The 11,855-nt window shown below is 46.1% G+C and carries 13 protein-coding genes; 5 read left to right on the forward strand and 8 right to left on the reverse strand.

The window, feature by feature from the left end; translation table 11 throughout:
* The first annotated feature begins 37 nt into the window (after positions 1–37).
* Together G4O42_RS18125 and G4O42_RS18130 are read left to right on the forward strand one after the other, a co-directional pair.
* Positions 38–958, forward strand: coding sequence for an ATP-binding cassette domain-containing protein (locus G4O42_RS18125; RefSeq protein ID WP_032875871.1), 921 nt, complete (start codon positions 38–40; stop codon positions 956–958).
* Positions 955–1,908: an ABC transporter permease gene (locus G4O42_RS18130; protein WP_007407660.1), complete on the forward strand. Its 954-nt coding sequence runs from the start codon at positions 955–957 to the stop codon at positions 1,906–1,908. Before G4O42_RS18125 ends, G4O42_RS18130 begins: the two co-directional genes overlap by 4 nt.
* Here the strand turns inward: G4O42_RS18130 and G4O42_RS18135 are convergent.
* From G4O42_RS18135 to G4O42_RS18160, 6 genes are all read right to left on the reverse strand, one after another.
* Positions 1,898–2,734 carry a hypothetical protein gene (locus G4O42_RS18135; RefSeq protein ID WP_032875868.1) on the reverse strand — a complete coding sequence of 279 codons (837 nt, stop codon included), beginning with the start codon at positions 2,732–2,734 and terminating at the stop codon, positions 1,898–1,900. The genes G4O42_RS18130 and G4O42_RS18135 overlap by 11 nt on opposite strands.
* Positions 2,725–3,522: a hypothetical protein gene (locus G4O42_RS18140; RefSeq protein ID WP_032875865.1), complete on the reverse strand. Its 798-nt coding sequence runs from the start codon at positions 3,520–3,522 to the stop codon at positions 2,725–2,727. Before G4O42_RS18140 ends, G4O42_RS18135 begins: the two co-directional genes overlap by 10 nt.
* Positions 3,491–4,414, reverse strand: a complete 924-nt coding sequence (locus G4O42_RS18145; RefSeq protein WP_032875862.1) for a DUF6895 family protein — start codon at positions 4,412–4,414, stop codon at positions 3,491–3,493. Before G4O42_RS18145 ends, G4O42_RS18140 begins: the two co-directional genes overlap by 32 nt.
* A 48-nt stretch (positions 4,415–4,462) precedes the next feature.
* Complete coding sequence (locus G4O42_RS18150) at positions 4,463–4,642, reverse strand: hypothetical protein (RefSeq protein WP_003151018.1); 180 nt, start codon at positions 4,640–4,642, stop codon at positions 4,463–4,465.
* Between the two features lie 152 nt (positions 4,643–4,794).
* A complete protein-coding gene (gene lipL / locus G4O42_RS18155) occupies positions 4,795–5,658 on the reverse strand; it encodes an octanoyl-[GcvH]:protein N-octanoyltransferase (RefSeq protein ID WP_032875859.1) in 864 nt (287 codons plus the stop codon).
* 46 nt (positions 5,659–5,704) lie between these two features.
* A complete protein-coding gene (locus tag G4O42_RS18160; protein ID WP_007614474.1) occupies positions 5,705–6,604 on the reverse strand; it encodes a cysJI operon transcriptional regulator CysL in 900 nt (299 codons plus the stop codon).
* A 115-nt stretch (positions 6,605–6,719) separates the two neighbouring features.
* On the opposite strand from G4O42_RS18160, the gene G4O42_RS18165 reads away from it, so the two are divergent.
* On the forward strand, positions 6,720–7,697 hold the full coding sequence (locus G4O42_RS18165) for a YeiH family protein (RefSeq protein WP_045555059.1): 978 nt from the start codon (positions 6,720–6,722) through the stop codon (positions 7,695–7,697).
* Positions 7,698–7,735: 38 nt separating this feature from the next.
* Here G4O42_RS18165 and pta read toward each other — a convergent pair whose 3' ends face one another.
* Positions 7,736–8,707: a phosphate acetyltransferase gene (pta, locus tag G4O42_RS18170; RefSeq protein ID WP_003151012.1), complete on the reverse strand. Its 972-nt coding sequence runs from the start codon at positions 8,705–8,707 to the stop codon at positions 7,736–7,738.
* Positions 8,708–8,964: 257 nt separating this feature from the next.
* Between pta and hemQ the strand changes: the two genes are divergently transcribed.
* Positions 8,965–9,729, forward strand: coding sequence for a hydrogen peroxide-dependent heme synthase (gene hemQ / locus G4O42_RS18175; protein WP_003151011.1), 765 nt, complete (start codon positions 8,965–8,967; stop codon positions 9,727–9,729).
* 123 nt (positions 9,730–9,852) lie between these two features.
* A complete protein-coding gene (gene bacG, locus G4O42_RS18180) occupies positions 9,853–10,632 on the forward strand; it encodes an NADPH-dependent reductase BacG (RefSeq protein WP_007407669.1) in 780 nt (259 codons plus the stop codon).
* Positions 10,633–10,648: 16 nt separating this feature from the next.
* Here bacG and G4O42_RS18185 read toward each other — a convergent pair whose 3' ends face one another.
* A complete protein-coding gene (locus tag G4O42_RS18185; RefSeq protein WP_032875852.1) occupies positions 10,649–11,848 on the reverse strand; it encodes a transaminase BacF in 1,200 nt (399 codons plus the stop codon).
* Between the last annotated feature and the right edge of the window lie 7 nt (positions 11,849–11,855).

Raw genomic sequence — 11,855 nt, forward strand, 5'->3', positions numbered from 1 at the left:
CTTTTACCCTAAATCATAAGGAAGGTGTGCAAATATCATGACTGAACCAGCCCTGTTATTAAAAGATGTCTCTAAAACAATCAATCATACCCCTATTGTACAGTCAATTTCTTTCGATGTGAGAAAAGGCGAGATATTCGGCCTTTTAGGGCCGAACGGCTCAGGAAAAACCACTATTTTCAGAATGATCGTACAGCTTATTAAAAAAACAGAAGGAGCCATTTCATTCAGAGGCAGACCGGACAGCGACTTTGAATATTTTATGAGACATATCGGGGTTATCATTGAAGGCCCGGATATGTATCCGAATATGAACGCTTTGCAAAACCTAAAATATTTTACTAAACTGCGCAGCACCTCGCTGCGAACGGATGAGCTTATGAATACCCTTGCAAAAGTCGGATTGGAGCAGGCTGCCCGCAAAAAAGTGAAACATTTCTCATTAGGTATGAAACAGCGCTTGGGGCTCGCTTATTCTCTTCTTCACAATCCCGGATTATTAATTCTGGATGAACCGATGAACGGCCTCGATCCTAAAGGTATGAAAGAATTGCGCACCATTCTTTCCGATTTAGCGAAGCAAGGGGTTTCTATTTTATTATCAAGCCATTTATTGTCGGAAATGGAGGAGATTTGCGATAGGGTTGCCTATATTAAAAAGGGACGGATTTTAGGAATTGAAGACATGAAGAACAGACATGACCTTGGTCAGAAAAAGCTGTTTACCGTCACGGTCGATCATCCGGCAAGGGCGAAAGAAATATTAGAGCAGGACGGTATTCTTCAAGTACAGCAAAAAGACAGCCGCATCATTGAATTGGAAGCGGAAGAAGATACCATCCCGTATGTCATTAAATCTTTGGCAGAGAAAGAGATTCTGATTTCCCGCGTTTCTGCAAGAACTTTGTCATTGGAAGAGAAATACATGATGATTACAGATCAGGAGGACGCGGTATGAGCATATTTCATCTGGCGCAGAACGAATTCATAAAAATAACCCGAAAAAAAGGCACACTTTTATCTCTTTTTTTCCTGTTTCTCATCGTTTTGCTGGCCGGCCTTATTATGAATCATGAGTTAGATGCTTCCTCGGATAACAATTGGAAAGAACGGCTTCTCGCCGAAAAAAAACAGGAAGAAATTGATAAACCGGCTGAAACGACAGGCGTTTATTATTCTGCTGATGTTAAGAATAAAGACTATTATTTGGAGCATAACATCAACCCTTATGAATGGAACGGCTGGAGGTTTTTCGGCACGGTTACTTCAAACGGGCTTGAGATTTTCGTAAGCTTAACCGCAATTTTAACCGTCAGCGGGGTTGTTTCTAAAGAGTTTGCCCTTGGGACGATTAAGTTTATCGCTACAAGCCCGAACCGAAGATGGCGGATTTTAACATCGAAATTTCTGGCGTCTCTTCTGTTTACCGGCATGGTTTACTTATTTTACTGTGTGAGCTGTTTGCTGATCGGCGGCGTGTTATTCGGTTTTTCCAATGCTTCATATCCGCTCGTCTATACTCATTTAAATGACAGTCTGTATACCATCAGTTCAATCAAAGCATCCGGAATCATTCTGCTTTTGCGTTTCATATCAATTATAAGTATTGTCACCATTGCGTTCACTTTGTCAGTATTGTGCAAAAGCCAGGCGCTCTCCCTTTGCTTATCCATTTTACTGCTGTTTGCCGGCAGTATATTGGGCGGAACTGATTTGCTTGCCCAATTTACATGGTATAAATTTACACTCTTTCCGCATTTAAATCTCGTTGCTTATGTAAATAAAAGCGCGGGTGATGCGATTTCAACGTTAAACATCCCCTATTCCATGACGGTTATAGCGATCTACTTTCTTATTTGTTTATTGATTTCTTTTTCCGTCTTTCAAAAGAGAGACATTACAGCATAGACAGAGAGGCGGCGGCATAATGAGCGGACGGCAGGAAATATTGACGGGCCAGCAATTTGCCGCTGACCGCCCCTTGGTCCATCGCTAATGGGTTCAAATAACCGAAGCTCCCGCTGCTTCGCTGCTGAAAGCGTAGAAATTCCCGCCCTTCCCGTATAAAAAGCGCCTCATCGAATTGGAGAAATTTCATAATGGCTGTGTATTTTGCAACGGCGTCAATGTGATACTTTCTGCACTCGGCTAACATTAAACCTGAAAAAGCAAAGTCTGATGTTTTGTACCATTCCGTGAGAAAAGGCTGCAATTCTTTCATTTGCAAATAAGTGACGGCATAAAGGGCATCCGCCTGTTCTTCCTGAATGCCGCCCGGTGCCATGAGCAAATCGGCCTCACGTTTCATCCCGGTTTCTAAGAACACGATCAGTTCTTCCGGAGTCACCGCCCCAAAATAAGCCCCTAATACCATGAGGATCATAGAGGAAGGCTGTGATTTCAGTTCCTCTTGTAAACCGCGGACCATTTGTTCAAGTCCGTTATGAAAAAAGATGCTTTTTGCGGCATCTATCCTGCGGTACACATGATACGCATACGCGAACAGGACCGGATGGCATTCGTGCGTTTTTTCTCCAAAATAACGGTCTAAGAATAGAATGACTTCTTCTGTATCCTTTCTTTTTTCAAAGTGATGACATGCCGCTAAACCGCAAAACAGGTGCATGAGATCATCTGCTTCTATTTCTTCCGGCTGCAGCTGAATGTTCTTCCAAAAACCCAGCAGCCATTCTTCTGTTTTTTTTATATTAAAATGTTCCTTGACTATCCGCATGTTCCACACTCCAGATTCAGAATCTCAATCGCCGGCAGAAGAGCCGGAGCACAATGAATGGATGGACTCTCGTTATTTATATGATGAAGAGCCGCTTGACAGCCATAAAAAAATGGATCGATACACGATTGGATAAATAACATATTGCACAGCTGTTTCATTTTTCGGTTGCCGAGACAAAATACAAGCCATTTTTGAATGGAAGCCTTCAAGCCGGGATGAAGCAGATGCTCTCCCTGATCTAAATGAAGAAGACAGTACTCGACAAACTCCAGCTCGTTTTCAGCTGTTCTTTTCCATGCGTCATGGAGCAAAGGCTGAAACATCGAATTCTTGTAAAAGCGCACTTTTTCATGGTCAGTTGACAATCCCAGCTCGCTCAGCAAACCGACGAATTCGGCGTATTTAAAATAAGGCCATTCTTTTTTTATAAGATAGCCGTTTTGCAATCCGTGACGTATGACCTGATCATCCGAATCCATTCCCTGCTTCTTTTTATAAGCTTTTGCCGTTAAATAGATATGAATCAACTCATTGACAATGGCCGTGTTACAGTGAAACAGATCTTCCCAGCATGACTTATCAACGAAAGCGGAGGCAATCCTTTCAGTATGTTCTTTTACAGCGGAAGAATGGCTCGTCTTCCTGTAGTACTTGCAGAAGCCGGCAAACAGCTGAATGCTCTTTTGATCCGGAAGCGATTGTTCAGCAAAAGATAATAAAAATTGATCTGTCTCTTCAGCTAATCTATTCAAGTTAATCGTTCCTTTCTGCTCTAAGACAGGCATGCGCGGCACCCGCGGCGACAAGTGTTGTATGATAGCAATGTTTAAACACATCTTCTCTTCGCTGTTCACCTTTCAAACCGGGTTTATGTTGATAGGTGACGCTCGGGACATTCCCCTCTTTCATTCGGCCCTGATAGATTTTATTCCAGGCTGCTTCATAGAGCGGTTTATGGTTGTCCTTATCCATGTCGATATGTAAAAAAGAGCTGCACATCAATAATTCACTGGTAATATCTAAATTCTCAAGACAGATATAGATCCCGAGAAATTTCAGGACCTTTTCTTTTAAGGACGGCAGATGATACTCTTTATCCGTAAGCGAAGAACATCCCATGTCTGTTATATAAAAAATCGTATGAGTGATACTGTACGCATCATGATCCGTCATATATGTATTTGGGACATCCTGACCAGCTGCTGTGTAGTGATATAAGTCAGAAAAATCCGTTATTTCCGAGGTTACGCCTGCTCTTTGCAGACTGTACTTCAGATCCATTTTCCGAAAGGGAATTTTAGCAAGGCTGCAATCAAAACGTGCTGCCGTGAATTTTTCCAGCTCCCATATCACCAAAGCCCGTGACGGATGATCAGTCAAGGTAAGAAATTCACCCGCAATAGCCAATCCGGCGAGACCGTCCGGATCAAAATGAATAAATTCTTCAAGCTGATCATTATGGAGCCTTTCTGTAATAAACTCCGTTAAAACAGCAACTTCCTTATCATCTGCCTGATTTCTGATCAGGTAATTGGTAAGAAAAATGAGTTCTATAAATGTTTTAAGGCGCCACCTGAAATCACTCGCTACTTTATGATTCATATCAAAATAATGGATATTTTTAACAATCCATGACAGTGCTCCCCGCTTAATTTCTGTTATATACTCTTGTGTCACACTCTCACCGCCTCGTCTCAGATGTGTAGGCTCCAAACAGTGATTATCCTACTTTTGAGCGGCTAAATCAGAGAAATTTAAATTCGGGTTTTGATTGTCTTCTTGGCTCGGCACTACAAGCACCCAGCCGCTCCAAGCGAAAGAATTGCCTGATTGTTCCGCATCTCCGGCTAACAAATGTGTCGGGATCGTGATTCTTTTTTCTTCTTTTATTTTTTTAAAGTTCATATCTCCATCTCCTTCAGTTTATAGAATTATTTGGAACCTACATAAATATATTAATCAAATAAGGTATATAATGTAAACTAGTTTTGGTATAACACTCCTTTTTTACTATAACTAAATAGTATATAATTACCAAAAAGCAAAAAAGCCCGGACTCAGTCCAAGCTTTCCTCCGTGCCGAACACCTTCTCATTCCGTTCCAGCATTCGGGTCAGATTTTTTTCAAATACCATTTCCTCTTCCGGCGATAATCCGGCTGCATACAGGCGGCCGCTGAGTTCCTTCAGTTCGGTCAAAAGCGCCAGCATTAAGTCTTGCACGGTAATGTCCGTTTGCAGCAATTCGCTTAATGAAGCCATCGTTTCGGGCCGGATATCGGGATATACGCCTTTTGTATCGTTGCTTTTGTCTTTTAAAGCGGCTTGATAGAAACGTCTGATCAGATCGGCGCGTTCGCTTCCGCTTTTATCGGCGCAGAGGTAAATCTGAACCGCGGTTCCGCCCCGCAGGCGTCTTTGTGAGATTCCCGCGAATTTTCGGCCGCCGATGCTGAGATCGTAGCTGCCCGGACAGTACGATCCTTTAATTTCATATGCTTCAATTTCGGCATTGTGCGGACGCAGCATCCGCCGCACCAGCTCTGTCATCGCCTCGTAGCCTCTGTCGATGTCGATGCCTTTTTTCTCGTCTTCAAAAATAAGCGAGATATTCAATACGCCTTCGTCCAGTACGACGGCGAGGCCTCCGGAATTGCGGACAATGACACGGTAGCCTTCGTCCTCCAGCAATTTCACGCCGTCCTCTAAAAACGGCAGGCGCGTGTCCTGAATGCCGAGCACGATCGTCCGGTGGTGCACCCAGGAGCGTGCCGTCGCAGGCGATTCCCCTTTGCCTACGGAGGCGCACAGCGTATCATCCATTGCGAATGACTGCTTCGCATCAAAATAAGGGCCGAGGCTGGATTGGTCAATGATTCTCCAGCTCGGCTGCATCAGTAAATCAATCGGTTGCTTTCCCATCTATATTAAATCCCTTTCGTCATAGGCTTTCTATGCATTTATTATATCACTCCGCTTGAGATGATTGAAATTGGCTTTTCAAAAGTGCGATGAAGATTTCTTTGTTTTTTGTGTTCTCCATAATGGAAGATTGGATGATAGACAGTTTCCGTTTTAAGGAGAATCCTTTTATCTCAAGCACGGAAATGCTGCCGTGAAGCAGATCCTTTTGCACCACGCTTTTTGACAGAACGGAAAGACCCATTCCGCTGATCACGGCTTCTTTGACGCCCTGGTTGCTGCTGATCGTCATCATGGATTTCGGCCGCAGTCCGTTTGATTGAAGAACGTGGTCTAAATATTCCCTCGTTCCCGAACCCTTCTCCCTCGTCACCCACGCTTGATTTTGCAATTCGGCAGCCGGGATGTTTTTTCTGCCGGCGAGCGGGTGTCCGTTCGGTGCGGCAATGCACAATTCATCCTCCATAAACGGCTGAATGTCAAGCTCGTTTTTCCCCGTATGCCCTTCAATTAATCCGATATCGGCTTGAAGCATCCGAACCGCTTCGCTGACCTCCTCCGTGTTTCCGATCATGACGTCCAGGTTCAGCTCGGGATACTCATTATGAAGCTTTGCGAGAAGCGGCGGCAGAATATATTCGCCGATGGTAAAGCTCGCGGCTATTTTGAGCTTCCCTTTGACATAATGATGATGGGCGTAAATTTCGGATTTCGCCTGTTCGTACAAAAAGACCATCTGCTTGGCGCGCTGATAGAGAATGTCCCCCGTCGGCGTAGTCGTAAAGTGCTTCGGAGAGCGGTTCAGCAAAGCGGTTTGAAATTCTTTCTCCAGGTTTTTAATGTGGAGGCTGACGCTCGGCTGAGAAATCATCAGCTTCTGCGCCGCCTTTGTAAAGTTTTTTTCTTCCACGACGGCAATGAATGTTTTCAGTTCCCCATAATACAAAAAGCATCGCCCCTAATCATTATTTTTCCTAATCGTTTAGATCATATAAATATATTTTACTAATGATTAAGACCGCAGTAAAGTGGAGTTATCAAGATAATGGGAAGTGACTGAGATGAAGATGGTAAAAGGTATTTCAGTTACCGCAGGAATTGCGTTTGCGGCTTTCTACGTCAGCCGCCTGCCGTTTTTGCAAATGCTCGGAATGCTTGTCCTTGCAATGCTGATCGGCATGCTTTGGCGCGCCGTATTCGGACAGCGGGCGGCATTAGAGCCGGGGATCGCGTTCTCAAGCAAATACTTGCTGAAAGCAGGCATCATCCTGCTTGGCATGAGACTGAATCTGGCGGATATCTATCATGCGGGCTGGCACGTATTTGCAATTGCCGTCTGCTGTATGATGTTTGCGGGTGCCGTTGTATACGGACTGTCCCGGCTGTTCCGTATAGATCAGACACTCAGCACGCTGACAGCCTGCGGCACAGCGATCTGCGGAGCGGCTGCCATTGCCGCGATCGCGCCGCAGATCAGATCAAATGAAAACGCAGCCGCCATCAGCGCGGCCGCCGTTTCGTTATTAGGAACCATTTTTACTGTTGTATATTCTCTTGCTTATCATGGATTAGGCTTTTCTCCTGCGGCTTACGGAGCCTTTTGCGGGGCAACGCTTCACGAGGTGGCGCATGCGGCGGCGGCCGGCAGCGCCGGAGGAAAAGCAGCTGTCGAGATGGCGGTCATCGTCAAACTGACCCGGGTCGCGCTGCTCGTCCCGGCCGCATTCATGCTCGGAATGCGGGCGCGCCGCAGCGGAAAGTCAGAGACGGCTTCTGCCGCTTCGCTCCCCATCCCTTGGTTTATCTTCGGATTTCTCGGAATGAGCGCCATCCATACATCAGGCGTTATTTCAGCCTCGTTTTCCGCGTTTCTTGTTCAAGTGTCTTATGTTTTAATCGGCATGGCGATGGCGGGTCTCGGTTTGAAAGTCCATATATCGGCGTTTCGTCATAACGGCTGGCGCGCGCTCGCAGCAGGCTTGATCGGTTCTCTCTGTTTGTCCCTGTTCGGCTGGGCCGCAGTGACGTTCTTTCTATAAAAAAATGCCGGCCCTCATAAAGGCCGGCATTTTGCGGATTACAGCGCTTGAGCAGCCGTAATTAACGCAAGATTGTAGACGTCTTCCGCATTACATCCTCTGGAAAGATCGTTTACAGGCATATTCAATCCTTGCAGAATCGGTCCGACCGCTTCAAAGCCGCCTAAGCGCTGAGCGATTTTGTAGCCGATGTTTCCTGCTTCAAGGCTTGGGAATACAAATACATTCGCGTCTCCTTTAATGTCGGAGTCCGGCGCTTTTTTCTCCGCGACAGACGGCACAAATGCAGCGTCGAATTGGAATTCGCCGTCAAGCGTAAGCTCAGGCGCTTTTTCCTTCGCAATTTTCACGGCTTCAGCCACTTTGTCCGTCTCGTCTGATTTCGCTGATCCTTTTGTAGAGAAGCTGAGCATTGCAACGCGCGGGTCAATGTCAAACATTTGAGCCGTATTGGCGCTTTCAATGGCGATTTCGGCAAGGTCCTGGCTGTCAGGGGCAATGTTGATCGCGCAATCAGCGAATACATATTGCTCGTCACCGCGGGCCATGATGAAGACGCCTGATGTTTTTTTCACGCCTTCTTTTGTTTTGATGATTTGCAGTGCAGGGCGCACCGTATCAGCAGTAGAATGTGCAGCTCCGCTGACAAGTCCGTCTGCGAGACCTTTGTACACAAGCATCGTGCCGAAATAGTTTTCGTCCAGCAAAGCTTTGCGGGCCTGTTCTTCCGTCGCTTTGCCTTTGCGGCGTTCTACGAAAGCCTGAACGAGTTCTTCCATGCCTTCATATGTATGCGGGTCAAAAATGTCCACGCCGTCAAGCGTAAGATTTAATTCTTTCGCTTTTGCTTGAATGTCTTCTTTATTGCCGACTACGATCGGCTTTAATACCTTGTTGCCCGCCAAGTTGTTGACCGCAACCAGGATACGTTCGTCCAACCCTTCAGGAAATACGATTTTCACATCTTTTCCTGCGACTTTTTCTTGTACTTTTGTAAATAAATCTGCCACGATATACCCTCCTCTATGTTGACAAAAAACGCTTACTTTTACAGCATACTCTTCTTCCAGCTAAATTCAAATAACCAACTTCCATTATAGCGCTTTCAAAAAGAAATCTTATTTTTCTAACTAATTTAATTGACGGTTTGTTTCACGGCTTATTTTCTGACACAAGGCTTCGGATTATTCAAGGTTTCTCCACAGCCGAAACGGTTAAACTGTGATATAGTGAAGGCATCAATGAAAAGATATAGGAGTGAAGATACATGAGTGAGCAGCAAAAAACGAACGAAGCCGCCCAAACGCTTGACGGCTGGTACGCGCTTCACGATTTCCGCACAATGGACTGGACGTCATGGAAAATGTTATCCAGCGATGAGCGCCTGTCGATTATTCACGAATTTACGGGACTGCTTGAAAAATGGGGCGTCGCCCAAAAAGAAGGCAAAGGCTCGCAAACCATCTACAGCATCGTCGGACAGAAAGCTGATTTCATGCTGATGATTCTTCGCCCGACAATGGAAGAGCTGAACGAAATCGAGCTTGAATTTAACAAATCAAAGCTTGCTGAATTTACAATCCCGGCTTATTCTTACGTGTCCGTGGTTGAGCTGAGCAACTACCTCGCAAGCGGAGAAGGCGATCCGTATGAAAATCCGCATGTCCGCGCCCGCCTGTATCCTGAGCTGCCTGAAGCGAAATACGTCTGCTTCTATCCGATGGATAAAAGAAGAAGCGGCAATGACAACTGGTACATGCTTTCTATGGATGAACGCAGAAACCTGATGAGAAGCCACGGCTTGATCGGACGGAGCTATGCCGGCAAAGTCAAACAGATTATCACGGGATCTGTCGGTTTTGACGATTACGAATGGGGCGTCACGCTCTTCAGCGATGATGTGCTTCAGTTCAAAAAACTTGTTTACGAAATGCGCTTTGATGAAGTCAGCGCGCGCTACGGCGAATTCGGTTCATTTTTTGTCGGAAACCGCTTGTCCCTCGACACGCTTCCGAAGTTTTTGCACGTGTAACACCCACCCACCCGCCTGTCCGGCGGGTTTTTTCTTTGTCAGAATTTAAATAAAATTTGCTATTTTTATCATTTTTTTTTACGATGTAAAGGAGATTCCATTTTGGTAAAGGGGTGCAGACAGTTGTCAAAAAGAACCGCGTTTATTATGGGAGCCAGTCAGGGGATCGGCAAAGCGATCGCTCTGAAACTGGCGGACAATGGCTTTCATACCGTCATTAATTCACGAGTTCCCGAAAATATCGAATCGGTAAAAGAAGAGATCCTCGCCAAACATCCGGATGCGGGCGTCACCGTTCTGGCCGGGGATATGTCGGACCAGAAGACAAGAGCCGGCATTTTTGAAGAGATCAGATCACAATGCGGACGGCTTGATGTATTGATCAACAACATTCCGGGCGGCTCGCCGGATACCTTTGAAAACTGTGATATAGAGGATATGACAAATACCTTTACGAATAAAACGATCGCCTATATCGACTCTATGAAAACGGCCGCAGCAATCATGAAACAGCACGAATTCGGCAGAATCATTAATATCGTCGGAAACCTATGGAAAGAACCCGGCGCCAATATGTTTACCAACAGCATGATGAACGCCGCTTTAATTAATGCCAGCAAAAACATCGCCATTCAGCTTGCGCCTTTTCACATTACTGTCAACTGTCTGAATCCCGGGTTTATCGCCACAGACCGTTATCACCAATTCGTGAAGAATGTCATGAAGCAAAACGGCATTTCTAAAGCGGAAGCGGAAGAACGGATTGCATCAGGCGTCCCGATGAAGCGTGTCGGAACTGCGGAAGAAACCGCGGCGCTGGCTGCCTTTCTTGCCTCTGAAGAAGCCTCCTATATTACCGGACAGCAAGTGTCAGCCGACGGCGGCAGCATGAAAAGCATATAATAAAAACATCCCGCTCTCAGCGGGATGTTTCTTGTAATGAAGGAAAGGACAAACCGAGCTTTTGAATCCGCACCACAAATTCCCTCAAATCGCCCTGCTTGGCCACCATTGATATTCTGACATAACGCTTTCCGCCGCTGCCGAAAATCTCGCCGGGCGTCACGACAACATGGGCATGCTCCAGCAGATAGTCCGAAAACTGGTGTGAAGACTCGAATTCATTCGGAATTTCAGCCCATACATAAAAAGTCCCTTTCGGTTTTTCAATGCTCCAGCCTAATTCCTTTTCACATAACGCCGTGAAAAAGTCAATCCGTTCTTTATATGTGCGCTTCAGACGCTCGGTATGCTCAGGATTTCCTGACAGCGCCGCCGCTGCCGCCTGCTGAAGACCGCCGAACATGCCGACGAAGACGTGATCCTGAAACTCATTGACCGCCTGAATGATTTTTTCATTTCCCACGGCAAATGCCATTCTCCAGCCTGCCATATTGAAGGTTTTCGAAAATGAATAAAGCTCCGCGCCGACCGTTTTCGCTTCTTTTGCCTGAAGAAAGCTGGCCGGGTTCTGATCAAATTCGAACGCGCCGTATGCAAAATCGTGAATAAGGTGGATGTCATGTTTTTTTGCAAACGCTGCCGCTTTTTCATAAAACGCCTGATCTGCAGTCGCGCCCGTCGGGTTATTCGGGTAATTCAAAAACATCAGCTTGGCTTTTTTCAGGACGGCGGGATCAATCCGCTCAAAATCCGGCAAATAGCCGTTTTCCGGATGAAGCGGCATCTCATGCAGCTCCGCTCTGGCCATTGTAATGCCCGATAAATACTCAGGGTAGCCGGGGTTCGGGACTAAGGCGATATCGCCGGGGTTCAGCAGGCATTGCGTCAAAACGTACAAACCAGCTTTCCCTCCGCCGAACAGCGCGACTTCTGTCTCCGGATTGACCGATACCCCGTACTCTCTCTCATAAAATTCCGCGATGGCTTCTTTCAGAAACGGATAGCCTCTGAACGGGCCGTATCCGTGATACGAAGGATTCAGCGCAGCCTCCCGCAATGTTTCAACGATATGCGGCGGTGTGGGGAGATCGGGATTCCCCTGCCCGAGGTTAATGATCTGAGCTCCCGTTTTCTCCATCTCTTTTACCTTTTGAAAAACGAGCGAAAATTCCTGTTTCGGAAGTGTCTTAATGACGTCGGACGGTATGATTTCCATCTGAAAA

Origin of the sequence: Bacillus sp. LUNF1, from assembly GCF_011008975.1 — a bacterium.
Lineage (GTDB): Bacteria > Bacillota > Bacilli > Bacillales > Bacillaceae > Bacillus > Bacillus velezensis.

Coding starts and splice junctions, on each gene's coding strand:
- G4O42_RS18125 (WP_032875871.1), top strand. CDS start 38: ATGACTGAACCAGCCCTGTTATTAAAAGATGTCTCTAAAACAATCAAT.
- G4O42_RS18130 (WP_007407660.1), top strand. CDS start 955: ATGAGCATATTTCATCTGGCGCAGAACGAATTCATAAAAATAACCCGA.
- G4O42_RS18135 (WP_032875868.1), bottom strand. CDS start 2,734: ATGCGGATAGTCAAGGAACATTTTAATATAAAAAAAACAGAAGAATGG.
- G4O42_RS18140 (WP_032875865.1), bottom strand. CDS start 3,522: ATGCCTGTCTTAGAGCAGAAAGGAACGATTAACTTGAATAGATTAGCT.
- G4O42_RS18150 (WP_003151018.1), bottom strand. CDS start 4,642: ATGAACTTTAAAAAAATAAAAGAAGAAAAAAGAATCACGATCCCGACA.
- lipL (WP_032875859.1), bottom strand. CDS start 5,658: ATGGGAAAGCAACCGATTGATTTACTGATGCAGCCGAGCTGGAGAATC.
- G4O42_RS18165 (WP_045555059.1), top strand. CDS start 6,720: ATGAAGATGGTAAAAGGTATTTCAGTTACCGCAGGAATTGCGTTTGCG.
- hemQ (WP_003151011.1), top strand. CDS start 8,965: ATGAGTGAGCAGCAAAAAACGAACGAAGCCGCCCAAACGCTTGACGGC.
- G4O42_RS18185 (WP_032875852.1), bottom strand. CDS start 11,848: ATGGAAATCATACCGTCCGACGTCATTAAGACACTTCCGAAACAGGAA.